Source organism: Edwardsiella ictaluri ATCC 33202 (assembly GCF_000264785.1).
Taxonomy (GTDB): domain Bacteria; phylum Pseudomonadota; class Gammaproteobacteria; order Enterobacterales; family Enterobacteriaceae; genus Edwardsiella; species Edwardsiella ictaluri.
In genome coordinates, this window is record NZ_AFJI01000113.1 from 1 (window position 1) to 22,714 (window position 22,714).

Consider the following 22,714-nt stretch of genomic DNA (forward strand, 5'->3'; position numbering starts at 1 on the left):
CCATCAGCAAAAACCACGCAATGATCGTCATTGAAGACTTGAAGGTTGCCAACATGTCAAAGTCGGCAGCGGGTACGGTAAGCCAGCATGGGCGCAACGTCCGTGCAAAATCAGGCTTAAACCGTTCGATATTAGATCAGGGGTGGTACGAACTTCGCCGCCAGCTTGAGTACAAACAGCTCTGGCGCGGTGGTCAGGTTCTGGCAGTACCTCCGGCATATACCAGCCAGCGTTGCGCGTGCTGTGGTCATACAGCGAAAGAAAACCGCCAGTCACAAAGTCGGTTCGAGTGTCTGGAATGTGGATATACAGAGAACGCCGATATAAACGGCGCTCGCAATATTTTAGCGGCGGGGCACGCCGCGTTAGCCTGTGGAGAGATGGCAGCGTTAGGCCGCTCGATGAAGCAGGAACCCACCGAGGCGAGTCAGACTTCGGTCTGAACGCGGTAGGAATCCTCGCCCTTTAGGGCGGGGAGGATGTCAACGCAGATGATAACGCGCCACGCCGGGGTATAATCAGCGCAGGTTTCGGGGGCGGCGCGCGCGGCGCGGCGGCGGATCAATCGCGATGGCGGCGGAGAAAGGGCATGGAGCGGGTAGGCTATGGGCAGGGGCATAATATTGAAACCAAATGGCTGTACGATTTTTTAACGCTGGAGGAATGCCGAAATTTTTCCCAGGCCGCCATGCGGCGCAATGTCTCCCAGTCTGCGTTTAGCCGCCGTATTCAATCGTTGGAGCAGGCCTGTGGCGTCGTGCTGTTTGACCGCAGCATATCGCCGCTGCAGCTGACCGGGCAGGGGAAAATTTTTCATTCACAGGTGCGCAGCCTGCTGCAGCAGCTGGAGAGCAATCTGGCCGGGCTGCGATCGGGAGGGGATCCGGCCCAGCAGCGGATCGCGATCGCGGCGGCCCACTCCCTGTCGCTGGGGCTGCTGCCCTCGCTGGTGAAGCGGCTGCCGACGCCGTTCAGCTATACGGTCGAGGCTATCGACGTGGACAGGGCCGTCGATACGCTGCGCGAGGGAAAGAGCGATTTTATCTTTTCCTATCATGACGATAACCTGCTGCAGACGCCGTTTGCCCACATTCATCTCTTCTCCTCTCAGCTGTTTCCGGTATGCGCCGCCGATCGGCTCGGTCAGCCGCTATACCGGCTGGATCAGGCCGATGCGCCGCTGCTGAATTACACCGCCAACTCCTACATGGGGCGGCAGGTTAATCGGGTGCTGGCGCGCGATACGTCGCTGAACTTTCGTACCGTCTTCGTCTCGTCGATGAGTGAGCTGCTCAAGCAGGTGGCGCTGGATGGCTCGGGGATCGCCTGGCTGCCGGGCTACGGCATTCGTCAGGAGCTGGCGCAGGGGCGTCTGGTCGCCCTCGACAGTCAGGCTCTGCTGATCCCGATCGATGCCTATGCCTACCGCCTGGATACCCGGCTGAGCCAGAGCATGGAGCGTTTCTGGCAGCTGCTGGGTGAGCTGTTCAGCGCCCGGGCGGGGGAGATGGAATAGCTGCGCCCTGGGGCGGGGCAGACGCCGCGGGGCGTACCCAGCCCGCCGCACAGGCCGATGCCGACCCCCAAGAAGATTGCATTCAGCAACGATGATGTCTGGCCATACCATACGGGCTTTCAGAGGCAGTGCAATGCCCTTTAGTGGAGAGGGGGCGACGCTGCGGGTTATTGCGCCAGGAGGTCTGTCTGCCCGACGCGTTTTTCATACCAGCGGATACCGGCCCGTACCAGCGCCCCCGTCGATTCGATATAGCGCTCTGGCTGCTCTCTCAGCGCCTTGGCCAGGATCACCGGCACCTCGGTACAGCCCAGTACGATGATCTGCGCGCCGCGGGCGAACAGCGCGTCGGCCTGCCGCGCCATGAGCCGGCGGGCATGCCCGGCGTCGCCGGCCTTGAGGGCGTAGATGCTTTCCATGACCTGTTCCTGCCCCCCGCGATCGGGGGCGATGCAGCGCAGGCCGTGCGCCTCGATGGCCTGCTGATACAGTCCCATATACAGCGTGGCGTCGGTGGCCAGCAGGCCGATGTGGCGCTGACCGCTGGCGCACACCTCGTTCAGGGTCGCCCCGACGATGTTAAGCAGCTCGACGTGACAGGACTGGCGCAGCTCATCAAACCAAAAGTGGGCGGTATTGCAGGGGATCACGATACACTCGGCCCCGGCCTGCTCCAGACGCTGTAAATAGTCACGCATCGCCGGCAGCGGCGAATGGCCCTCCTGCATCAGCGCGGCGCTTCTGTCTGGAATATCCGGGATGGAGGAGATCAGTAGCGGAATGTGCTGCTGATCGCGGCGCGCGCTGGTAAAAGTGACGAACTTATTGAACATATCCACGGTGGCGGCTGGCCCCATGCCGCCCAATACGCCAATTAACCCTTTCACGCTGTTTCCCCCGCTTGACTGAATACGCTGTCTACGGCCAGGGCGTGCCGGGGCACGTCATGGCGTCTTGACAGAATAGTAGGCGTCGGAGTGCCTCCGGGGGAAATGCAATAAAACGCGTATCAATGCAAATTACACATATGATGGCTGGGTATGGATGGTGTCATAGTGGGCTGTCACCTATTACCATACGGTTTTGATAGGATTTTATTACTTGGTGTGGTGCGGCGGCATCATGCGAAAAAGGCTTGATATATGCAAACAACGCATAATTCGCGGCGCTTGCGCGGGCGCTGTAACCGGGTGCTACCCGGTTACAGCGGCGGGTGCGATAGTGGAGATCGGCATAAAATAATGCTTATGGCTCAGCAGGATGAATGCATTGCATTGTCTTGGGTGAGCTCTTACACTCATGACGGTCCGTTTACCATCTGCCCTTAATGTGAGGAGTCTGTCATGGATATTAAAATCAGTATCGCTGATACCTGCTTTGAACACCTTTCCGCCACGGAGTATGACGCCTACGTTGCAGAGCTGGGAGCGCGGGTGAAAGAGGTATACCCGGAGAGCAGTCTGCTGATCGTGCATGACGGCGATGAAACGACGTTTACCGCAGAGGGCTTTCACGATAACGAGGAAGTGCGCATCGTGCTCCATGAGCTGCAGCAGGATGTGCTGCAGCACGGCCACTGGCGCAGCTGATTGCCCGCGTGATCTCGTAGGGAGCGGCGCTACCGCTCCCCGCCCTTAATCTCTCCTTGCCACGCCGTCCTGTCCGTCTCCCGCCCCTGTCCCCATCTAAAAAGCCCGGTGTGATCACGTTGCCCGCCTTTGGCCGTTGTCGGAGTAGCGTCATATATTTATATATATAGCGATTGGATCGGCCGGGGAGGACGGAGTGAATATGAAATGGCGTGTAGGGTTAGGGATGGCGTTACTGTGGGGCTGGGGGGCACTGGCCGCCGCGGCAGAGCTGCATTTGTACGCCGGCGCCGGCCTGCGGGAGCCGGTAGAGGTGGTGGTCAGCGCCTTTGAGAAGCAGAGCGGCCACCGGGTGACGGTAGAGTACGGCGGATCGGGGCAGCTGCTGACGCGCATTAACCTGACGCGCGCCGGCGATCTGTTTCTGCCCGGTTCGGCCGACTATGTCGAGCGCCTGCGCGCTCAGGGAAGGGTGGCCTTCTCCGCGCCGCTGGTGCTGCATACGCCGGTGATGGTGGTGCGGCGGGATACCGGCGCCCAGGTGGAGACGCTGGCGCAGCTGGCGCAAAGCCCGCTGAGGATCGGGATGGGCGATCCGCACGCCATTGCGCTGGGGCGCAGCGGCGATGCGCTGCTGGAGGCCAGCGGATACGGTCAGGCGCTGCGCAGCAGGGTGGTGGTTCAGGCGACGACGATTAAACAGCTGCTGCTGTATGTGCTCAACGGCGACGTGGATGCCGCGGTGATCGGGCGGGCGGATGCCATGCGCCACCGCGATCGGCTGCGCCTGCTGCCGACGCCGCCCGGGGTGCCGCAGGAGGTGGCGACGATCGCGGTGCTGCAGGGCAGCGATCAGGCCCCGGCGGCCCGGGCGCTGGCGGAGTACTTCGCCTCGCCCCAGGGGATCCGCGCGTTCACCGATCGCGGCTATTTGCCGCTGGCGAAGTAGCGTCCGGTGCGCGCGCTGGCGCTGCTGCCCCTGTTGCTGCTGCTGGCGCTGATCGTCGGTTCGCTGGCCTCCCTGCTGGGGCAGATCGATCTTGCCATGCTGGCGGCGCTGCTGCGCGATCCAGAGATCCGCTTCGCGCTGGGGCTCTCTCTGTCGACGGCGCTGCTGTCGCTGGCGCTGGCCTGTCTGATTGCGCTGCCGGCGGCCTGGGCAATGGTACGGGTGCCGCTGCCGGGAAAACGCTGGCTTAATCTGCTGCTCGATTTGCCGATGGTGACGCCACCGCTGGTGACCGGCATCGGCCTGCTGCTGCTGCTGGGACATCAGGGGCCGCTGGGGGGCTGGCTGCCCGGGCTGGCGCAGCGGCTCTTTTCCCCACTGGGGATCGTGATCGCCCAGACCTATGTCGCCACGGCGATTTTGCTGCGCAGCGCCGGCGCCGCCCTGGCCAGCATCGATCGCGCCTGGCTGGAGACCGCCCATAATCTGGGGCTGGCGCCGCTGGCGACCTTTCTGCTGGTGGAGATCCCGCTGGTGTGGCGCGCCCTGGTCAGCGGGGCGGTGCTGGCCCTGTCGCGGGCGCTGGGGGAGTTTGGCGCCACACTGATGCTGGCGGGGGCGACGCGGATGAAAACGGAAACCCTGCCGATCGCCGTGTATCTGAATATCGCCGGCGGCGACTTCTCCGCCGCGGTCGGCTGCGCCCTGCTGCTGATCCTGCTGGCGTTTGCCCTGCTGCTACTGCTGCACGGCGTGCGCCCGCCGGAGGAAAAGGGGAAATATGCTGCATATTGATGCGCTGCACTGTGCGATCCTGCGCGGCGTCAGCCTGTCCGCCGCCGCCGCGGGCTGTACCGCCGTCTGCGGGGCCTCGGGCAGCGGCAAGAGCACCCTGCTGCGGGCGATCGCCGGCCATCTGCCGTACCGGGGCAGCGTGCGCGTGGCGGGACGCCCTATCGATGGGCTGCCGCCCTGGCGTCGCCCCTGCCGCCACCTGAATCAGCGGCTGTATCTATTTCCGTTTCTCAGCGTAGAGCAGAATCTGGCGCTGGCGCAGTTTGCGACCGGGCGACCGCGCTGCGCAGAGGATCGCCTGTCGCTGCTCCGGGAGCTGGAGGTGGACCATCTGGCGCAGCGCTATCCCCGGCAGCTGTCCGGCGGCGAGCAGCAGCGGGTCGCGCTGGCGCGCGCCCTGGTGAGCGCCCCGCCGCTGCTGCTGCTGGATGAGCCCTTCTCCAGCCTGGACTGGCCCCTGCGTCGGCGGCTGTGGGACTGTCTGCGCCGGGTGCAGCGCCAGCGCGCCATGACGCTGCTGTTGGTTAGCCACGAGCCGCGCGAGGTCGATGCCCTGGCCGATGCCTGCTATCAGCTACAGGCGGGGCAGCTGTGGCGCCTGACCTAGCGCGTCCGCGATGGCGTCCGGACGCCGATCGGCTATGCTGTGGACGGTGTGGACGGTGTGGACGGTGTGGACGGTGTGGACGGTGTGGACGGTGTGGACGGTGCGGTTGGTCTTGAGGGGGCGCGGGATGGATAATCGGATTCGGGTATTGCTGCTGCTGACGCTGGTCGGCGGGTTTGCCGATGCGGGCGCGTTTGTCCTGCTGGGCACCTTTACCGGCCATATCACCGGGAATGCGGTGCTGGCGATGATCTATCTGGCGCAGGGACGCTGGCTGACGCTGGGCTACTGCGCCGTGGCGCTGGTCTGCTTCCTGCTGGGCACCTATTGGGGGAGTCGCTGGCGCCTGCGTCGGATGACGGACAGCGATACGCGGCGCATTGCGCCGCTGCTGTCGGGACTCTGGCGCTGGGGCTGCAGAACGGCGTGATCCAGCGCCTGGATACTACCAAGGTGTACCCGACCTACATCACCGGAATGTCGACATCGCTGATCAACAGCCTGACGGCGGGGCGGGCGGCGCCGGATCGCCCGGCCCGTGCGACGCTGCTCTGCGGTATTTTGGGGTTTGTCGGCAGCGCATTGCTGGGGGGAACCCTGACCGACCGCTTTGGCGCGGTCGGTTTTAGCGCGCTTGGTATACTGCTGCTGGCGGCCGCCCTGCTGAGCCGCCGCATCGCCGGGACGCCGGGCGGCTGACGACGCGGGGGGTTACAGGAACTCGGCGGCGCGGAATTTGGCCAGCGCGTCGGCCTTTTGCTGGGTCGTCATCGGGCGCAGCGGACGGCGCGGATCGCCGACGTCGATGCCGTGCAGCTGCATGGCGACCTTGCCCGCGGCGACGCCGCCGTATTCGACCAGCACCCGGATGATGGCGATCACTTTATCCATGCACTGGGCGACATCCTGCATATCGCCGCGGCGGAAGCTCTCGATCAGGCGCAAGTAGAGCGGTGCGGCGTAGTTGTAGGTGCTGCCGACGGCGCTGGTGGCGCCGCAGGCAAGCCCGGCGGGCATAAACTCATCGACGCCGAACGGAATATCGAAGCGGCCGTTCTCTACCCGCAGGCAGCGCTGGTACTCATACATATCGCTGGCATTGAACTTCATGCCGCTCAGGTTGGGAATGCGCCCGGAGGCACTTTGCAGGAAGCGCTCCATGTCGATGCTCAGGCCGGACATGCTGGAGTGATAGTAATAAAAACCTTTATCCGGCGCGGCCCCGGCCACCAGACGACAGTATTCGACCAGGTCATCCACGCTGGCCGGTTTAAAGAAGCAGGGGCCGATCACGGAGGTCGCCATGATATCCAGGGTGTTGGCATGACGCGCCAGCGTCACGGCGTCGGCAATGCTCAGCGCCCCGGTATGCACGATCAGATCCAGCTTGCCCTGACTGGCGTCGACCCAGCGTTCGGCGATGCGCATACGCTCTTCCACCGAACACTGAATCCCCTCGCCGGTGGTGCCCAAAACATAGGCGCCGGTGACGCCATCAGCGATCAGGTGTTCGGCAATCCGGTCGATGACCGGGTAGTTAACGCTGCCGTCAGCTTTAAACGGGGTATGCGGTGCAGCGATCAAACCGGTTAGCTTTTTCATGCCAGCATCCTTTTGGAGTTGTCTTGTTTTTTGATTTAATTGTATGGAGTCTGGCTCCATTTTAGGGGGTGATCCGGCGGCCCGCAACCGCCGTGGCGCGTGACGAGGGGAGATTTTCGTTAAACTGTGAGCTGCTGCATTTTTTTGCCCGCCGGGTGCGGGCAGCCGCTCACGACAGCGATTTAGCGCTCTGCAGCGCATTCAGCGTCCGCAGCTTTTGCGCGGTAACGCGCTGCGGCTCCGCCTGAACCAGCAGGGTGTAGAGCAGATCCAGTACGAACAGCTGGGCGGTCTTGGTGCCGATGGAGTCCCCCTGCAGCTTCCCCTGCTTATTGCCGTTGATCAGGCTGATATCGGCATGGCGCATCAGCGCCGACCCCAGATTGTGGGTCAGGGCAATGGTGCACGCCCCGGCCTCCTGCGCCAGCTTGAGCGTGTGTACCGTCTCCGGTGAGGCACCGGAGTGGCTGATGGCGATAGCGACATCCCCCGGCTGCAGCAGCGAGGCCTGCATATACATAAAGTGGTTATTGCTGGTGCCGTTAACCCGGTAGCCGATGCGCATCAGCTTGTTTTTCATCTCTTCGGCGGTGATACCGGAGGAGCCGACGCCGCAGATAAACAGGTAGTTGGCCTGACGAATCGCATCGACCGCCGCCTGTACCTGGGCCATGTCCAGCAGGTTCAGGGTCTCTGACAGGACGCTGTTGATGGCGGACTGCAGCTTGCGGCCAATGGTCGGCACGTCGTCGCTGTCGAGGATTTCGGCATCGAGCAGCGGGGTCTCCCCTGCGTCGCTGCGGGCGAGTTCAATCGCCAGATCCAGCTTGAAATCCTGAAATCCTTTATAGCCGAGGGTGCGGCAGAAGCGGATCACCGTCGCCTCGCCGGATTGGGTGGCCTGAGCCAGCTGGGCGATAGAGAGCTGGGTGACCTGCGACGGGGTGCGCAGGATATAGTCGGCAATCCGTTGAGATACGCGGGTCAGACTGTTCTGCATGGCAGAGAGCGTGTCGAGGATTTTTCCGGGCTGTAAGCGAATCTGCTGAGAGTCCTTCATGAGAGGGCGCCTTGATTGATGAACTGCACCGTCCAGCGGCGCGGCGGCATGGGAGCTGGGGTATAGAACGCTAAGCCTAGCAAATAACCGCGTTTAAAAAAAGTCAGCCCGGCAAGGACCGGGCTGGGAGAGGGGCGCGTCAGGCGCGTTCGCGGTCCAGCGTCACCTGCTTGGCCGGTGCAAACAGCGGCGCGGCGAGCACGCCGACCACGACGACCGACATGGCGCCGACGACACCGTAGAAGAAGAAGTTGAGGTCAGAGGCGTAACGCGTCAGCAGTACGGCGACGATGCTGACCAGGATCCCGCAGAAGGCGCTGCCGGCGTTGGCGCGTTTAAAGAAGATCCCCAGCATAAACAGACCGGTCATCGGGCCGCCCATCAGGCCGATCAGGCTGTTGAAGGCATCCCAAATCTCTGACTCATTGGAGAGCACCAGCCAAATGGTGGCCAGGCTGCTCAGCAGACCGGCGAGGATAATCACCAGACGGGCGATCTTCATCTTCTGCGGCGCGCTGCGCTCCTGACGGCTGAGCCGCACATAGATATCGGAGTTAAAGCAGCTGGAGATGCTGTTCAGGCTGCTGGAGATGCTGGACTGGGCCGCGGCGAAAATGGCCGCGATGATCAGTCCGGCGATGCCGCCGGGCATTTCGGTGACCACGAACAGCGGCAGGATCCCGCCGGTGTTAAAGCCCTCCGGCAGCAGCTGCGGGTTCTGCTGATAGTAGACAAACAGCGCGGAGCCGATGGCGAAGAAGAAAATGGGGATAATCGCCACCAGCTTGGCGTTGGTGATCAGCGTCCGCTTGGTCTCCTCGATGGAGTCGGTCACGATGTAGCGCTGGACCACGTCCTGGCTGGCGGTAAATTGCTGAATATTGGCAAACAGAAAGCCTATCATCAGCACTGGAATGGTACTGTTGGTCCAGCTCCAGTGAAATTGGCTGTCGGGGAAGAATTTATCGGCGCCGGCGGTGACGCTGTAGATCTCGCCAATCCCGCCGTTCACCTTCCAACAGATCATGATGAAGATCAGCACGGCACCGCCGGAGAGCAGCAGCCCCTGGATCACGTCGGTCCAGATAACCCCCTCAATCCCCCCCATCCAGGTGTAGATGATGCACAGAATGCTGATCAGCAGCACCAGAACCACCGGATCGATGGCCAGGAAGGGACGCAGAGCCAGCACGGTCAGATAGGTGATGATGGCGATGCGGCCGATGTGGAACAGCATGAACGAGAGGCTGGCGAACAACCGGCTGCGGACGTCGAAGCGCGCCTCCAGATACTCGTAGGCCGAGGTGATCTTCAGCTTGCGGAAAAACGGAATGTAGAAGTAAAACACCAGCGGCAGAATGGCGATAGCCAGATACTGGCCGATGATGAATGTCCAGTCCGAGGTATAGGCCTTGGCCGGAATCGACATAAAGGTGATGGAGCTCAGGGTGGTGGCAAAGACGGAGACCCCGGCGGCCCAGCCGGGAACGCGGCCGCCGCCGCGGAAGTAGTCATCCGCCGTTTTCTGGCGCTTGGCAAAGTACACCCCCACCAGCATCATCGCCAGCAGGTAGCCGAATAGGACGGCATAGTTGAGGAATCCGAAGTCATGAGTCTGCATGTTTAATTCCTGCCATGGGTAAGGTAAGAGGGAGGGCGCTGACAGCGATAGCCCGGCGGGTGCGCGCGTTGCGGGGGGATACTGGATAGTGCATCACGCCGTCCTCCGTTAGGGTCGTTGCATCGGCTCTGTGTCCTGGGGCAAAGCCGTGCTTGTTGGTGTTTTGCTCCGTTATGATTATTTTTTCGGAGCGTTGCTTCATCAAGCGAAAAAATAGGGAAGTGTGAGGCGTCGCATAATGTGGTACAAAAATCGCGCTCTTATGTCGTCCAGCGCACACTTTCCCATTGATGAATTTAAATATTGCTGCCGTTCCACGCCGTGAACAGGGGGCGCAGAGGCGTTAAAAGTGGTACTGAAGCCCGACGCGATAGCGGGTCTGGCGCGCATCGCTGTTGCTGTTGACGGCGACGTTGCCGACTTCGACATAGGGGGTAAAGGACGGGTTTATCCGGTAAGAGAGGGCGACGTTGTGTTCATAATTGGTCTTTTTATTATTATATTTAAGCGCGTCGCTATACATTTGGGTATAATCATACTCAACGCGCCAATCATTAAAACGATAGCCAAGATAACCATCCAGACGGTTTGTCCGTTCGTCATCCCGCGTTTTTCGCACATAGCCAACACGGTAATACCCGGCGCTGTAAACCGGATATATTGCGTGGTTTTTGATTATTGATGGGCACAGCCCACCGTCGCCGCGCTAGAGGGGATCGCGGCTCGGGGGATCGTTATCGGCGTCGGCGCATCAGCGCCCGATGATCAGCCTGCCGGTGCGTCCTCACCGGCCTGCGGCCATCGCCGTGCAGGAGGGGGCGGTTTCCCCCGCCCGCCATGGCCCTGATGCCCTCATCGGCCGATCACCGCCCTGCATACTGTGATCCGTCAATGGATTACCTCTCCACCGCTCTGCAACAACGCAGGCGTCTCTGCTATCATAGCCCGGCATTAATTCCTTCACTCCGGACATACAGTCATGGCCAAAATGCCAACCAAAAACGCCAATAAAAACGCCAATAAGAAAGGCTTTGAAGAGACCCTGTGGGATACCGCCAACCAGCTGCGTGGCAGCGTTGAATCCTCCGAATACAAGCACGTGGTGCTCAGCCTGGTGTTCCTTAAATTTATCACCGATAAGTTTGAGGCTAAGCGGAAACAGCTGATGGCCAACGGGCAGGAAGCCTTTGTCGATATGGATGTGTTCTACCAGCAGGATAACGTGTTTTTCCTGCCGGAGGCGGCGCGCTGGTCCTATGTGAAGGCGCGCGCCAAGCAGGATGACATTGCGGTGATTATTGATAGCGCGCTTGCCACCATTGAAAAAAGCAACAGCGCGCTGACCGGCGCACTGCCGGATAACTACTTCTCCCGCCAGGGATTAGAAGTGAAGAAGCTGGCCTCGCTGATCGATACCATCGAGAATATCGATACGCTGGCCAGCGAATGCCAGCTAAGCGAAGAGGACCTGGTGGGCCGGGTGTATGAATACTTCCTCGGCCGCTTTGCCGCCAGCGAGGGAAAAGGCGGCGGTGAGTTCTACACGCCCAAGTCGGTGGTCACCCTGCTGGCGGAGATGCTGGAGCCCTATGAGGGCAAAATCTATGACCCCTGCTGCGGCTCCGGCGGCATGTTCGTGCAGTCGCTCAAGTTTGTCGAAAGCCATCAGGGCAAGAGCAAAGATATTGCCATCTATGGCCAGGAGCTGACCACCACCACCTACAAGCTGGCCAAGATGAACCTGGCGATCCGCGGGCTGATCGGTAATCTGGGGGAGCGCCCGGCGGATACCTTCTTTGCCGATCAGCACCCCGATCTGAAGGCCGATTTCATCATGGCCAACCCGCCGTTTAACCTCAAGGAGTGGCGCAGTGAATCTGAGCTCACCAATGATCCGCGCTTTGCCGGCTTTCGAACCCCGCCGACCGGCAATGCCAACTATGCCTGGATTTTGCACATGCTCGCCAAGCTGAGTGTTGACGGTACCGCCGGTTTTGTGCTGGCCAACGGCGCAATGAGCTCCAACACCAGCGGCGAAGGGGAAATCCGCCAAAAGCTGATTGAAGATGACCGCATTGAATGCATGATCGCCCTGCCGGGGCAGCTGTTCTACACCACCCAAATTCCGGTGTGCCTGTGGTTTATCAGCAAAAGCAAACAGGCCAACCCCCGCTACGGCTACCGTGCCCGCAGCGGAGAGACCCTGTTTATCGATGCCCGCGAGCTCGGCACCATGGTGAGCCGCACCAACAAAGAGCTGACCGCCGCCGATATCGCCCGTATTGCCGATACCTTCCATGCCTGGCGCTGCTCAGAAAGCGAACTGAAGCGTCGTGTTAAGGCGGGCGAAATCAGCATCAGCGAATACCAGGACCACGCCGGCTTTTGCAAGGTCGCCACCCTGGATGAGATAAAGGCCAATGACTTTGTGCTGACCCCGGGGCGCTATGTGGGCGCCGCCGAGGTGGCAGACGATGGCGTCGCCTTTGAAACCAAGATGCGAGAGCTGACGCAAACCCTGTATCGCCAGATAAACGAGGCGCAGGCACTGGATGCGGCGATCCGCGCCAATATGGAGGCGCTGGGTTATGGGGAGTAAGCTCGCAACAACGAAGCTAGCTGATTTGTGTGAGCTGGTAGTAGATTGTCCTCATTCTACGCCAGAGTGGACAGACTCTGGCTTTATAGTTCTTAGAAATCAAAATATCAGAAATGGTGTTTTAGATTTATCATCACCTAGTTTCACTAATAAAGACGGATTTTTAAACAGAATAAAAAGAGCCAAACCACAAGAGGGTGATCTAGTTATTACTAGGGAAGCACCTATGGGGGAAGTATGTTTGATACCTGCAGGGCTAGAGTGTTGCTTAGGTCAGCGGCAGGTATTATTACGGCCTAGGAAAGGTGTATCTGGTTATTATCTTTTTTGGGCTCTTCAATCTCCGTATGTACAACATCAAATATCATGGAATGAGGGCACTGGTACAACAGTAAGTAATATAAGAATCCCTATACTTAAAGAGCTTAATATTCCAAGGTTATTGGATAGTGAGGATGCTGTTGCTTCGTGTTTAAATAGTCTTGCGAACAAAATCACCCTCAACCGCCAAATCAACCAAACCCTTGAACAAATGGCGCAGGCGCTGTTTAAGTCATGGTTTGTCGATTTTGATCCGGTGGTAGATAACGCACTGGATGCCGGTTTCTTTGAGCAAAACAGCGAACTGTCCGAAGAGCTATTACGCCGCGCCGAGCAGCGCAAAGCCGTGCGCGAGCAGCCTGATTTCAAACCATTACCTGCCGAAACCCGGCAGTTATTCCCCGCCGCCTTTGAAGCGTGCGAAGAGCCATCATTAGGGCTTGGTGGATGGGTGCCGAAGGGGTGGAGCGGATCAAGCGTTGGTGCTGAATTTAATCTAACGATGGGTCAATCCCCAGCTAGCTCAACCTATAACGATATAGGCGATGGTATTCCTTTTTTTCAAGGCAAAACGGATTTTGGTTTTAGATTTCCATCTAATCGTATTTATTGTTCCTCACCAAAAAGGATGGCTAATAAACATGATACGTTGGTTAGTGTCAGGGCTCCGGTTGGTGATATAAATTTAGCTGCTGACAAGTGTGCCATTGGCCGAGGAGTGGCAGCAGCAAGACATGGTTCAGGAAGTGTTTCTTTTACGTACTACACACTAAAAAACCTTTCAAAATATTTCAGTGTTTTTAACGGGGAGGGAACAGTTTTTGGCTCTATTAATCAAAAGGACTTTAAATCTATTCCTGTGGTTTCGGTAACAACTAGATTGGTTGCCGAGTTTGATTTATTTTGCGCTCATTTAGATAGTCGTATTGAGGTTAATGAAAATGAGGTTATTGCATTATCTAACCTCCGCGACACGCTACTCCCTAAACTGATCTCCGGCGAACTGCGCCTTAACGATAAGGACACACTTGCCGACGGCGATACCGACTGTTAACCCTGTCAGACTGCCATCCCCAGCGTATGGCAGCCTTCTGACCTTACGATAGAAAGACAACGCCATGAGCCATATTTTCACGGAAGCAAAACTGGAACAGGCCATTATCGACCTGCTCGGCGAGCACCAGGATGCGCTGGGTAAGGCCTATTACCCGCATCACCTTGGTGAGACGGTGCCGCGCAGCAGCAAGAGAGAGGTACTGATTGAGGCCGACCTGCGCCACTATCTGGCCTGCCGCTATCAGGATGACGGCATCAGCGACAGCGAAATCACCCGCATCCTCAGGCAGCTTAAAAGCCTGTCGGCCAGTGACCTCTACGCCAGTAACAAAACCTTCTGCCAGTGGCTCAGCAATGGCTTTCTGTTCAAGCGCGATGACGCTGAACAAAAAGATCTCTATATCGAACTGCTGGATACCCGCGCGCTGGAGGCCGGGCTGGCGGCGCTGTTCTGCGGCGCCCCCCTGCCCCCCGCCGCCCCCCGCAACCGCTGCCGGCTGGTGAATCAGCTGGAGATTGAGGGCCAGAGCCGCGACGGCGGTGCCCAGACCCGCATCCCCGATGCGATCTTGTATATCAACGGGCTGCCGCTGGTGGTGTTCGAGTTTAAATCGGCGGTGCGTGAAGCGGCGGCCACCCCCCATGATGCGTGGCGGCAGCTGTGCGTACGCTACCGGCGCGATATCCCGCAGCTGTTTGTCTATAACGCCCTGTGTATTGTCAGTGACGGGGTGAACTCCAGGCTGGGTAACCTGTTTGCCCCGTATCCGTTTTTCTACGCCTGGCGCAAAATCAGCGGCAGCGAGTCGAACGAGAAGGAGGGGATTAACGCCCTGTACACCCTGATTCAGGGGCTGTTCCACCCCCTGCGCCTGCTGGATGTGCTGAAAAACTTTATCTTCTTCCCGGATACCACTAAGCGCGAGATTAAAATCTGCTGCCGCTATCCGCAGTATTACGCCGCCCGTAAGCTCTACTACAACATCAGAAAAGAGCGTAAGCAGCTCAATGAGCAAGGCATCAATCTCGGCGGCAGTGGTAAAGGCGGCACCTATTTTGGCGCCACCGGCTGTGGCAAGAGCTACACCATGCTGTTTTTATCGCGCCTGCTGATGAAAAGCGTCGAATTCTCAAGCCCCACCTTAATTCTGATCACCGATCGTACCGATCTGGATGATCAGTTGGCCAGGCAATTCTGCAACGCCAGCGGCTATATCGGTGATGCGCACATCGTGAAGGTGGCAAGCCGTCAGGATCTGCGCGAACAGCTGGCGGGGCGAGCCAGCGGCGGGGTCTTTCTCACCACCATTCATAAGTTTACCGAAGATATCCAACGGCTTTCTGAGCGTAGCAATATCATCTGTATCTCCGATGAGGCGCACCGTAGCCAGGTCAACCTTGATCAGAAAGTGAGTTTTGACCTCAACGCCAATACCTACAAAAAAAGCTACGGCTTTGCCAAATACCTGCACGACTCACTGCCCAATGCCACCTATGTGGGGTTCACCGGCACCCCGATTGATGCCACGCTGGAGGTGTTCGGCCCGGCTATCGACAGCTACACCATGAGCGAATCGGTCAATGATGGCATCACGGTGCGCATTGTCTATGAAGGGCGCGCCGCCAAAGTGGTGCTGGATAACAGCAAGCTGGAAGAGATAGAGCGTTACTACCAGGCGTGTGAGGCGCAGGGGGCCAGCGAGTACCAGATTGAGGAGAGCAAGAAGGCCACCGCCAGTATGCACGCCATTCTAGGCGATCCTGACCGGCTGGCGGCGCTGGCCAATGACTTTGTCGCCCACTACGAGGAGCGGGTGCGCGAAGGGGCCACCGTGACCGGCAAGGCGATGTTTGTCTGCGCCAGCCGGGAAATTGCCTATCACTTCTATCAATGCGTACAGGCGCTGCGCCCGGCGTGGTTTGAAGAGAGACAGGCCATGGACGGGGTTGAGCTTAGCGCCAAAGAGCGGGAAACGCTGCTGGCCTTGCCGATGGTCAACCTGGTGATGACCCGTGGCAAAGATGACGATGCGCCGATGTATAACCTGCTGGGCAGCAAAGAGTACCGCAAGGAGCTGGACAAGCAGTTCAAGAACCCAAAATCCAACTTTAAAATCGCCATTGTGGTGGATATGTGGCTCACCGGCTTTGACGTGCCGGAGCTCGATACCCTTTACATCGATAAACCGCTGCAAAAGCATAACCTGATCCAGACCATCTCACGGGTTAACCGCAAGTTTGAAGGGAAAGAGAAAGGGCTGGTGGTGGATTACATCGGGATTAAATCGCGCATGAACATGGCGCTGGCGATGTACGCGAAGGCGGATGAGGCCAATATCGAAGATATTGGGCAGTCTCTGATTGAAGTGCGTAACCACCTCGACCTGTTGGCCACGCTGTTTCACCCCTTTGATCGCCGCGATTACTTTAGCGGTGAGCCGACACGGCAGTTGGCTTGCCTTAACCGCGCGGCGGAGTTTGTGCTGCAAACCAAACAGCGGGAGCGGCGCTATATGGGGCTGGTGAAGCGCCTTAAAGCCGCTTATGACATTTGTGTCGGCAGTGAGTCGCTTAGCGCAGCGCAGCGTGACCATATTCACTTCTACATTGCGGTGCGCTCCATCGTCTACAAGCTCACCAAGGGCGATGCGCCGGACACCGCACAGATGAACCAGCGGGTACGCGCAATGATTGCCGAGGCGATCCGCGCCGATGGGGTAGCAGAGATTTTTGCCTTAGGGGAGGGTGATGCTGAGGCCATCGATATTTTTGATGACGACTATCTGGCGCGCATCGACAAAATCAAGCTGCCGAATACCAAAATGCAGCTGCTGCAAAAGATGCTGGGCAAGGCCATCAGCGAGTTCAAGAAGGTGAACCAGCTGCAGGGGATTAACTTCTCCAAACGCTTTACCGCGCTGGTGGAGCAGTACAATGAGCGCAAGGAAAATGATGTGCTCAATGGCGCAGAGTTTGATGACTTTACCCAGCAGGTCACCGATATGATCTATGACATTAAAACGGAAATGCTGTCATTTACCGATCTCGGCATCGATATGGAGGAGAAGGCCTTTCTCGATATCTTGAATCACATGTGTGAGAAGTATCAATTCACCTATGATGAAGCAAAGATGTTGGCGCTGGCCAAGGCCATGAAGGTCACCGTCGATGACGCTACCCGGTATCCGGACTGGAGCAACCGCGATGACATCAAAGCCAAGCTGAAGGTGGATTTGATCCTGCTGCTGCATAAGTTCGGCTTCCCGCCGGTGGCCAATGATGAGGTGTATAAAAGCGTGCTGGAGCAGGCGGAGAACTTTAAAAAATATCAGCAGGCGTGATGTGTTACAACGACAGTTATATATTGAGCGCGTAAAATGATAGATATGATCTTCATATTCAACCGCTAATCATCAATGATAGCTTTAAAGGATAAGAACGGTGTCAGCCTATTTATTAGCGTGGAATACAACACAGTCTCCGAAACAGAATGATGGCAGTCAGGACAGCTTGTTACACTGCCAGGTAGGCGATGAAATTCGCTGGCCTTGCCAGAGCAAACAGCCAACATCGGGGGACACGGTTTATGTAATGCGTTTAGGCGATGATCCCCAAGGGATCGTTGCTCAAGGGGTAGTGACGCAGTCAGCGTTGGTCGGCACAAATGAGAACGACGAAGCAAATTCCAGTACGTATATTCAATTCCAAGTACAAAGTATCCGAAAAACAGCCGCAGAGGGTATGTTACCGCTGTTATTACTGAATGCGGCGCTGCCGGAGCAGGAGTGGCACCCGCAATATTCAGGCATATTGATTAAGGCTGACCATGCCAGCACCTTGGCCAGTTTATGGCGTGACGGTGCCAATACACATGCATTGACACAGTTTATGCGCTGGGATCAGCAGCATGATTTTAATCAGCAGTGGTATCACCAGTATCAAGAGGTCTGCCAGTTAGCCGCTGAAATTAAGGGCGGCAAAACGATAACTGATGCTGATGTCAACCGGTTATGGCGCATGAAAGCCAACGGCGTAGCCAGTGCCGGGCAAGGAATCATGTATAATGATGAGTTCAACACCAACCTCGAATTTCTGAAAAAGTTAACACGCGAGATAGTTCTGTCACCTAGTGCCGAGACCTACCAGCATGTTTTTGATATTTGGAAAGTTGACGGAACATTTAAACGCTTTCTGAAAGTGGTCATTAACCGTGTATTTGGCGCCGCCGATCCCGAGCACTATACCAGTATTGCAGATGGTTCTTGCCTGCCCTCCCTGTGCCGCTGTTTACAATCACAGTTTCAACTTGATGTTCAGACAACAGAGCACTGGTTGCATGATAATCAGAATATCCTCAAGGCCGTGAAGCCTCTGATAGCGCCAGAATGGGATGTATTTACCCGTAATATTCTGCTATGGAATTTATACGAGTGGTCTGTGGAAATACCACAGCAGGTTACGCATACCATGAATCAAGTTAATGAAGATGGCGCTGAATATCAGGCCACACCAGCGTCTCAAAACGAGAAGCCAAAACGGACCCCGCGCCCCCAAAATATTATTTTCTATGGCCCGCCGGGCACCGGCAAAACCTATACACTGCAAGCATTACAGAAGCAATATACCAGTACACCGGCACATTCTGATAAGTTGCTGTGGCTGCAGGAAAAAATAGCCCCCCTGAACTGGATGCAGGTGTTGGTGCTGTCATTACTCGACCTTGGCAAGCAGGCCAAGGTCGCAGACATTGTGAATAGCCAATACTTCCAGACAAAAGCCACAATCAATAAACGCGAAGGTAATCTTAGCCAAACCGCTTGGAGCTATTTGCAGAAGTTCACCGTGCCTGAGTCTGAAACGGTCAATTATAAAGGGCGTAGTGAGCCGGCGGTTTTCGACAAAACGGCCGATTCTGTATGGATTTTACTCGATGATAAGTTAGAGCTGGTGGACGATCTGGTTCAACTGTATGCCGAGCTGGAGCGCGGCCCACAATCGGGGATGCAGGTTAAGCGTTACAGCACGGTAACCTTCCATCAGTCATATGGCTATGAAGAGTTTATCGAGGGTTTAAAGGCGGCGACGGATGATGAGGGTAATGTCCATTACTCGCTAGAGGCCGGGGCGTTTTTAACGCTGTGCCGCCGGGCAGAGCAAGATCCAGAGCATCAGTACGCTATCTTCATTGATGAAATTAACCGGGGCAATATCGCCAAAATTTTTGGTGAGCTGATCTCGCTGATTGAGATTGATAAACGGGCACAGGGCAAATACCCGATGGCCATTAATCTGGCCTACAGTAAGCAATCATTCAGCGTGCCATCGAATGTCGATATTATCGGCACGATGAATACCGCCGATCGTTCGTTGGCGCTGATGGATACCGCGCTACGCCGCCGTTTTGAGTTTATCGAGATGATGCCCGACCCCGCGCTGTTCGCCGAATATAGCATTACGTGCAGCAACGGCGTGACGATCAATCTGCAGCAACTGCTCGCCACACTAAACGCACGGATTGCGGCGCTGTATGACCGGGAGCACACCCTGGGCCACGCCTTCTTCTTTCCGGCATATCATGCAGCGCAAAGCGGCGATTATGCTCAGGCGTTCCACGCGCTAAAGGCGGCATTCCAGACCAAAATTTTACCCTTGCTGCAGGAGTACTTCTATGACGATTGGAGCAAGATCCATCTGGTGCTGGGGGATAATCAAAAACCGGAGGCGCTGCAGTTTATCCACCAGCAGAAAGTGGATTATCACGCGTTATTCGGCAGCCATTATCAGGCGGATGACGTTACCCATGAAGGGCAATACGTACTGATGGATAACGCCGCCGCCGTGTGGGATAACGCGCTGGCGTATCTGGCCATCTATACCGCGCAGGAGGCAAAACAACATAGCCAGCAGCCATTCCCCGCCAACCGCAGCCAAACGGATACAGATCAGAGTGAACCGGCCAGTGTATAAAGATATTACGCTGTTTGAGTACGCCCATTTAGTCAGCGAAGAGCATGCTATTACGCCGACCCCGCATCAGGTCGCCGTGATATCAGCGGCGGCCTTTGCCTATTTGAAGAAAATGGCGCTCAGCCCGACAAAAGAGCGCCGATTATTTCGCTTATGCTCAAAAGATGGCGTAGAAGCCCTGCAGACGCAGAACTACGCCGGGGTGATTTTTACCCCTGACGGCACGCAGATTGAAGTGCTGCCCAAGCTGGGTCGCCCCTCGTCCACCGGCGCATCGCCCAACGGTACGTTGGATCACGCCTCCGGCGACAAGGCGGGCTATGCTGATGCGCGTAATGCCCTGCTGATCATGCTGCGGGCCTTAAAAGCGTTTGCGCATATTCAGACTGACTCGGCCAATATCCGCCGTCAGAAGATGCCGTTGCTCGATGTGTTTATCAGCCAGTTTCTGGACTCGGTCAATACGCTGGTCAAAAAGGGGATCCGCAGCGATTACCTGTGCCGCGAAGATAACATTAACTACTTAAAGGGTAAGCTCAACACTACCCAGCACCTGCGCAAAAACATCATCCATAAACAGCGTTTCTTCTGCGAATATGATGCGTTTCTGACCGACAGACCGGCGAATCGTTTGCTGCATTCGGCGCTCAATCGCGTAGTGAGGATCACGCGGCATGCCGCGAATCAAAAGCGCCTGCAAGAGCTACTCCATTTTTTCGACAGTGTGCCACTGAGCCTCGATTACAACAGCGATTTCTCGCGTTTGCGTATTGATAGAGGTATGAACCACTATCAGGCGCCGTTAGCATGGGCAAAGCTGATTTTAGATGGCTTTTCACCCCAAACCATGAAAGGCGATAACCGGGCCTTCTCACTGTTGTTTCCCATGGAGAGGGTATTTGAAAACTACGTGGCGAAGACCCTGCGTGAGCAGTATGCGCCGCAGGTCGCGGTTCACGCGCAGGTGCAGGGCAAGAGCCTGGTCACCCATGCTGATGCGCAGTGGTTCAGGCTTAAACCCGACATGGTGATGATACAGGATAAGCAGGTGATCGCCGTACTGGATACCAAGTGGAAGCTGCTTGATCCCACCCTGGCCAATGGCACTGATAAATATGCGCTACAACAGGGCGATTTCTATCAGATGTTTGCCTATGGTCATCACTATTTTGATCAGCAGATTACTGTGCGGGAGATGTTTCTGGTCTACCCGGCACATGCCAATTTTAGCGCCCCCATCGCACAGCACTTTGCGTTCCCTACGCCAGGTAAACAGCCGTTACGTTTATGGGTGGTCCCTTTTGTGATTGACCGGGAGAAGCCACGTTTAGCATTACCTGAGGCGAGCCGGTTGTATCAGTGCGTTGCCTTGGGGCATTGAGCGAAGTCATGGAGAGCCGGGTGAGAGTGTGATTTGGCAAGGGGGAAATGATTAGCCGTTGTTTATCAAACACTCAGTGGCTTGAATCTGCGATCTACTTAATGCTGGGCCGATCATTCAGCTACCGGAAGGCGATGCATATCAAATACGGTGATAAATAAAGCTCCCAAGCAAATATAATATGTGCTGAGAGCTTTATGAAATTGTTACATGTTCAGGTATGCTTCCCAGTTTTTCTTTGCGCGGCATTCCGCTTTACTAAAAATTTTACTTGTGTTTTTTGCATTCAGATGAAAAAAGGCGACCTTTTTATTGTTGGTGTACACGGTAATTTCTTTGGTGTCTTTTAATGATGTGAAAAAATTTTCCCAAGTGACAGCATCATCGTTTGTGGTGTACGTGTCGGTAGGTATATCAAAAGGGACGTCATCCATGACCAAAGTAAGCTCTTTGCCGATGCTTTTCGAACCCTTAGCTAATTCTACGGAGTTATCTGAACTGCCATAGCCTTCAGCACAGGTGATCGTCAGTGTTAAACCTTGCTGGTCGGTTATTTTATAGACATCAAATCCTTTGGTTGAAAATAAATACCAGTAGTTTGGCGCTGCTGCGTGAGCTGAGGTGGCTAAAGTTAATACAGATGCTAATCCGAGCGATAGGATGTTTCGCATTTTAATTCCATTCATTTCATTTGAGCGATGATTGACATCTATTATCTTATCCTATTGTTAGGATTATACCATCATCAAAATGTTAGTTTTAATGATGAGGTATAGGGAAATAACTTTTATAATGCTTGAAGCAAGGTTGATTTGTATTATGTATGCTGTGATTTTACGGAGGTGTTATGTACAAGGTGATTACGCTAATAGTTGTGTTAGGGCTATGTAATAAGCTTTTCCCAAATGCTGTCAGATTACTACCTGCTGCTGCCATTGATTATAAAGTTGTTGCCCGTCTTGAGAACAGTCCTTTTTATTTCATCGCAGATATCACCAAGGCACATAGAGAAATGTTAGCGTGCCCTAAAAATAAAGGTAGTGAGAGTGAAAATTGTCTAGGTAGGATAGGTTTTACTTACGCAAATAAGCTGTTTTATGTGAATGGGTACTCCTATGTTAAAACGATGATAGATTACTTTGATGTTCTGATTAATTTCAAAAAGAGGGGGGCGGATATGAATATGTTAAATAGGGAGCAGCGCAAAACAATCCGGGCATTCCAAGATGTCAGTGTTAGCCTGGTTATGTGCCTGAAGAGTGAGCCTTGTACGAGTTGGTTGAAAAGTAAGGGGTATGCTACTGCGGCTCAAATTCAACAACTCAATGAGCAGTTTAGCGTTTTAAATTAAAATAGTATGTTACTGGTAGCTCACCACTAAAATATCAGAGCACGACGTGGTATAGCACGGACTCAGGTATTCGCGCTTTATCATCATGTGTGCGAAAAAGAGAGCTGGATTAAACGTTGAGCAAGATGTGTATATCTGCCCTATAGCGTGTTTGTTGTTGGGCCCCTTGCTAAAAGCAGGTGTTCAACAAGGGATGATTATATAATAACAAATTGATTTTAATGATGTTACAGGCTTAATTCGAACCGGTGGCCTTCCCCTTAGAGGTAGCTGGCGCACCTGACGCATACGCTGTTGCAT

The 22,714-nt window shown here is 56.0% G+C and carries 18 protein-coding genes and 2 pseudogenes; 13 read left to right on the forward strand and 7 right to left on the reverse strand.

Features of this window, described 5'->3' with window-relative positions; genetic code table 11:
* On the forward strand, positions 1 to 443 hold a 443-nt coding region (locus EIEH_RS16060), incomplete at its 5' end, for an RNA-guided endonuclease InsQ/TnpB family protein (protein ID WP_035610331.1).
* A gap of 146 nt (positions 444 to 589) precedes the next feature.
* Entirely contained in the window at positions 590 to 1,516 is a 927-nt protein-coding gene (hypT, locus tag EIEH_RS16065) for a hypochlorite stress DNA-binding transcriptional regulator HypT (protein ID WP_015870392.1), read from the forward strand.
* Positions 1,517 to 1,683: 167 nt separating this feature from the next.
* On the opposite strand, the gene cuyB is transcribed toward hypT, so the two are convergent.
* On the reverse strand, positions 1,684 to 2,403 hold the full coding sequence (gene cuyB, locus EIEH_RS16070; protein ID WP_015870393.1) for a cysteate racemase: 720 nt from the start codon (positions 2,401 to 2,403) through the stop codon (positions 1,684 to 1,686).
* A gap of 456 nt (positions 2,404 to 2,859) precedes the next feature.
* On the opposite strand from cuyB, the gene EIEH_RS16075 reads away from it, so the two are divergent.
* From EIEH_RS16075 to EIEH_RS16095, 5 genes and pseudogenes are all read left to right on the forward strand, one after another.
* A complete protein-coding gene (locus EIEH_RS16075) occupies positions 2,860 to 3,105 on the forward strand; it encodes a DinI family protein (RefSeq protein ID WP_015870394.1) in 246 nt (81 codons plus the stop codon).
* A gap of 202 nt (positions 3,106 to 3,307) precedes the next feature.
* Positions 3,308 to 4,054, forward strand: a complete 747-nt coding sequence (modA, locus tag EIEH_RS16080; protein WP_035610335.1) for a molybdate ABC transporter substrate-binding protein — start codon at positions 3,308 to 3,310, stop codon at positions 4,052 to 4,054.
* Between the two features lie 6 nt (positions 4,055 to 4,060).
* Entirely contained in the window at positions 4,061 to 4,849 is a 789-nt protein-coding gene (locus EIEH_RS16085; RefSeq protein WP_015870396.1) for an ABC transporter permease, read from the forward strand.
* On the forward strand, positions 4,836 to 5,456 hold the full coding sequence (locus EIEH_RS16090) for an ABC transporter ATP-binding protein (protein WP_015870397.1): 621 nt from the start codon (positions 4,836 to 4,838) through the stop codon (positions 5,454 to 5,456). Before EIEH_RS16085 ends, EIEH_RS16090 begins: the two co-directional genes overlap by 14 nt.
* A 127-nt stretch (positions 5,457 to 5,583) precedes the next feature.
* Positions 5,584 to 6,155, forward strand: a pseudogene (locus EIEH_RS16095) (DUF1275 family protein).
* 12 nt (positions 6,156 to 6,167) lie between these two features.
* Here EIEH_RS16095 and EIEH_RS16100 read toward each other — a convergent pair.
* From EIEH_RS16100 to EIEH_RS18205, 4 genes and pseudogenes are all read right to left on the reverse strand, one after another.
* Positions 6,168 to 7,058, reverse strand: coding sequence for a dihydrodipicolinate synthase family protein (locus EIEH_RS16100; protein WP_015870400.1), 891 nt, complete (start codon positions 7,056 to 7,058; stop codon positions 6,168 to 6,170).
* A gap of 169 nt (positions 7,059 to 7,227) precedes the next feature.
* Positions 7,228 to 8,118: a MurR/RpiR family transcriptional regulator gene (locus EIEH_RS16105; RefSeq protein ID WP_015870401.1), complete on the reverse strand. Its 891-nt coding sequence runs from the start codon at positions 8,116 to 8,118 to the stop codon at positions 7,228 to 7,230.
* Between the two features lie 139 nt (positions 8,119 to 8,257).
* Positions 8,258 to 9,739 (reverse strand): sodium:solute symporter family protein, encoded by a 1,482-nt coding sequence (locus EIEH_RS16110; protein WP_015870402.1) that lies wholly within the window; start codon positions 9,737 to 9,739, stop codon positions 8,258 to 8,260.
* A gap of 343 nt (positions 9,740 to 10,082) precedes the next feature.
* Positions 10,083 to 10,391 (reverse strand): annotated as a pseudogene (locus tag EIEH_RS18205) (oligogalacturonate-specific porin KdgM family protein); the annotation flags it as partial.
* Positions 10,392 to 10,718: 327 nt separating this feature from the next.
* Between EIEH_RS18205 and EIEH_RS16120 the strand changes: the two are divergent.
* The 5 genes from EIEH_RS16120 to EIEH_RS16140 all read left to right on the forward strand — a co-directional run bounded on the left by EIEH_RS16120 (position 10,719) and on the right by EIEH_RS16140 (position 21,063).
* Entirely contained in the window at positions 10,719 to 12,338 is a 1,620-nt protein-coding gene (locus EIEH_RS16120; RefSeq protein WP_015870405.1) for a class I SAM-dependent DNA methyltransferase, read from the forward strand.
* A complete protein-coding gene (locus tag EIEH_RS16985; RefSeq protein ID WP_015870406.1) occupies positions 12,328 to 13,713 on the forward strand; it encodes a restriction endonuclease subunit S in 1,386 nt (461 codons plus the stop codon). Before EIEH_RS16120 ends, EIEH_RS16985 begins: the two co-directional genes overlap by 11 nt.
* Positions 13,714 to 13,777: 64 nt before the next feature.
* Positions 13,778 to 17,056, forward strand: coding sequence for a type I restriction endonuclease subunit R (locus tag EIEH_RS16130; RefSeq protein WP_015870407.1), 3,279 nt, complete (start codon positions 13,778 to 13,780; stop codon positions 17,054 to 17,056).
* A 100-nt stretch (positions 17,057 to 17,156) separates the two neighbouring features.
* Positions 17,157 to 19,682 carry an McrB family protein gene (locus EIEH_RS16135; protein WP_226092390.1) on the forward strand — a complete coding sequence of 842 codons (2,526 nt, stop codon included), beginning with the start codon at positions 17,157 to 17,159 and terminating at the stop codon, positions 19,680 to 19,682.
* Positions 19,675 to 21,063: an McrC family protein gene (locus tag EIEH_RS16140; RefSeq protein WP_107775182.1), complete on the forward strand. Its 1,389-nt coding sequence runs from the start codon at positions 19,675 to 19,677 to the stop codon at positions 21,061 to 21,063. The genes EIEH_RS16135 and EIEH_RS16140 overlap by 8 nt, the downstream gene beginning before the upstream one ends.
* Before the next feature lie 206 nt (positions 21,064 to 21,269).
* Here the strand turns inward: EIEH_RS16140 and EIEH_RS16145 are convergent, their stop codons facing one another.
* The gene (locus EIEH_RS16145) at positions 21,270 to 21,734 is read right to left on the reverse strand and encodes a hypothetical protein (RefSeq protein ID WP_049640840.1); all 465 of its coding nucleotides are present in this window, start codon (positions 21,732 to 21,734) and stop codon (positions 21,270 to 21,272) included.
* Positions 21,735 to 21,910: 176 nt separating this feature from the next.
* Here EIEH_RS16145 and EIEH_RS16150 point away from each other — a divergent pair, with 176 nt between their 5' ends.
* Positions 21,911 to 22,414, forward strand: a complete 504-nt coding sequence (locus tag EIEH_RS16150) for a hypothetical protein (protein WP_035610345.1) — start codon at positions 21,911 to 21,913, stop codon at positions 22,412 to 22,414.
* 9 nt (positions 22,415 to 22,423) lie between these two features.
* Here EIEH_RS16150 and EIEH_RS20175 read toward each other — a convergent pair whose 3' ends face one another.
* A complete protein-coding gene (locus EIEH_RS20175; RefSeq protein ID WP_071525767.1) occupies positions 22,424 to 22,501 on the reverse strand; it encodes a DUF4113 domain-containing protein in 78 nt (25 codons plus the stop codon).
* Between the last annotated feature and the right edge of the window lie 213 nt (positions 22,502 to 22,714).

What these genes read in the sequence shown, in the direction of transcription:
- hypT (WP_015870392.1), top strand. Translation starts at nt 590, where the DNA reads ATGGAGCGGGTAGGCTATGGGCAGGGGCATAATATTGAAACCAAATGG.
- EIEH_RS16075 (WP_015870394.1), top strand. Translation starts at nt 2,860, where the DNA reads ATGGATATTAAAATCAGTATCGCTGATACCTGCTTTGAACACCTTTCC.
- modA (WP_035610335.1), top strand. Translation starts at nt 3,308, where the DNA reads ATGAAATGGCGTGTAGGGTTAGGGATGGCGTTACTGTGGGGCTGGGGG.
- EIEH_RS16090 (WP_015870397.1), top strand. Translation starts at nt 4,836, where the DNA reads ATGCTGCATATTGATGCGCTGCACTGTGCGATCCTGCGCGGCGTCAGC.
- EIEH_RS16100 (WP_015870400.1), bottom strand. Translation starts at nt 7,058, where the DNA reads ATGAAAAAGCTAACCGGTTTGATCGCTGCACCGCATACCCCGTTTAAA.
- EIEH_RS16105 (WP_015870401.1), bottom strand. Translation starts at nt 8,118, where the DNA reads ATGAAGGACTCTCAGCAGATTCGCTTACAGCCCGGAAAAATCCTCGAC.
- EIEH_RS16110 (WP_015870402.1), bottom strand. Translation starts at nt 9,739, where the DNA reads ATGCAGACTCATGACTTCGGATTCCTCAACTATGCCGTCCTATTCGGC.
- EIEH_RS16120 (WP_015870405.1), top strand. Translation starts at nt 10,719, where the DNA reads ATGGCCAAAATGCCAACCAAAAACGCCAATAAAAACGCCAATAAGAAA.
- EIEH_RS16985 (WP_015870406.1), top strand. Translation starts at nt 12,328, where the DNA reads ATGGGGAGTAAGCTCGCAACAACGAAGCTAGCTGATTTGTGTGAGCTG.
- EIEH_RS16130 (WP_015870407.1), top strand. Translation starts at nt 13,778, where the DNA reads ATGAGCCATATTTTCACGGAAGCAAAACTGGAACAGGCCATTATCGAC.
- EIEH_RS16145 (WP_049640840.1), bottom strand. Translation starts at nt 21,734, where the DNA reads ATGCGAAACATCCTATCGCTCGGATTAGCATCTGTATTAACTTTAGCC.
- EIEH_RS16150 (WP_035610345.1), top strand. Translation starts at nt 21,911, where the DNA reads ATGTACAAGGTGATTACGCTAATAGTTGTGTTAGGGCTATGTAATAAG.
- EIEH_RS20175 (WP_071525767.1), bottom strand. Translation starts at nt 22,501, where the DNA reads ATGATGATAAAGCGCGAATACCTGAGTCCGTGCTATACCACGTCGTGC.